Origin of the sequence: Paraburkholderia rhizosphaerae, assembly GCF_004366595.1 — a bacterium.
Classification (GTDB): Bacteria; Pseudomonadota; Gammaproteobacteria; order Burkholderiales; family Burkholderiaceae; genus Paraburkholderia; species Paraburkholderia rhizosphaerae.
Map to the genome: position 1 here is coordinate 1 of NZ_SORE01000078.1, position 1054 is coordinate 1054.

Annotated in this window: 1 protein-coding gene; it reads right to left on the reverse strand. The window is 62.3% G+C overall.

Features of this window, described 5'->3' with window-relative positions; translation table 11 throughout:
- A partial coding sequence (ccsB, locus tag BX592_RS33645; protein ID WP_134197639.1) for a c-type cytochrome biogenesis protein CcsB occupies positions 1 to 1054 on the reverse strand: 1054 nt, incomplete at both ends.

A 1054-nucleotide genomic window follows, 5' to 3' on the forward strand; every position in this document is an offset into this window, starting at 1 on the left:
ACAGCTTTCCGTAACTATGCAGCCCGGACAGGAACATGTTCACGCCGAGGAATGCGAACGTCGTGACCAGCAGGCCCGTCAGCGCCCACCACGCGGCGACCGCGCCACGCAGTCCCTTCATCAGGCGCATATGCAGCCAGGCGGCGTAATTCAGCCATACGATCAGCGCCCAGGTCTCTTTCGGGTCCCAGCTCCAGTAGCCGCCCCACGCTTCCGCCGCCCACAGCGCGCCGAGAATCGTCGCCACCGTGAAGAAGGCGAAGCCCACGGCGATCGACTTGTACATCACGTCATCGAGCACATCCAGCGCCGGCAGCCGGTCGGCCAGCACGCCCCGCTCTTTCATCAGATAGGCGACGCCCACCATCGCCGACAGCGCAAAACTGCCGTAACCGATGAAGTTCGCCGGCACGTGGATTTTCATCCACCAGCTTTGCAGCGCAGGCACGAGCGGCTGGATCTGCTGCGCATCGCGTGCAATCGAATACCACATCAGGAAGCCGACCGCCGCGCTGATCACGAGCAGCACGAACGCGCCAAGCGCACGCGTGTTGTAGTGCGATTCGTAATATAGATAGAACAGCGCGGTAATCAGGCTGAACAGCACGAACACTTCGTACAGGTTCGAGATCGGAATATGGCCGACGTCCGCGCCGATCAGATACGACTCGTACCAGCGCACCATCAGCCCGACGAAGCCCATCAGCACCGCGGCCCACGTCATCTTCGAGCCGATCGCCGCGCCTGACTGCGAGCGCGACAGCAGGCCGATCCAGTAGAAGAGCGTCGCGAACACGAACAGCGCGCTCATCCACAGAATCGCGGACTGGCTCGACAGGAAGTATTTGAGGAAGAAGGCCTGATCGGCGCGTGAAAGATCGCCGTGGTAAAGCTCGATTGCCGACAGCGACAGCGCCGCGATGCCGATCATCAGCGGCCGCACCGGCTTCCAGCGCCAGCCGAGCACGACAAACACCGGCACGGCGCAAACCAGCACCAGCTTGTCGTAGTAGTTCATGAACGGGTGGTAGCGCGTCAGCGCAAACCCCGCGCC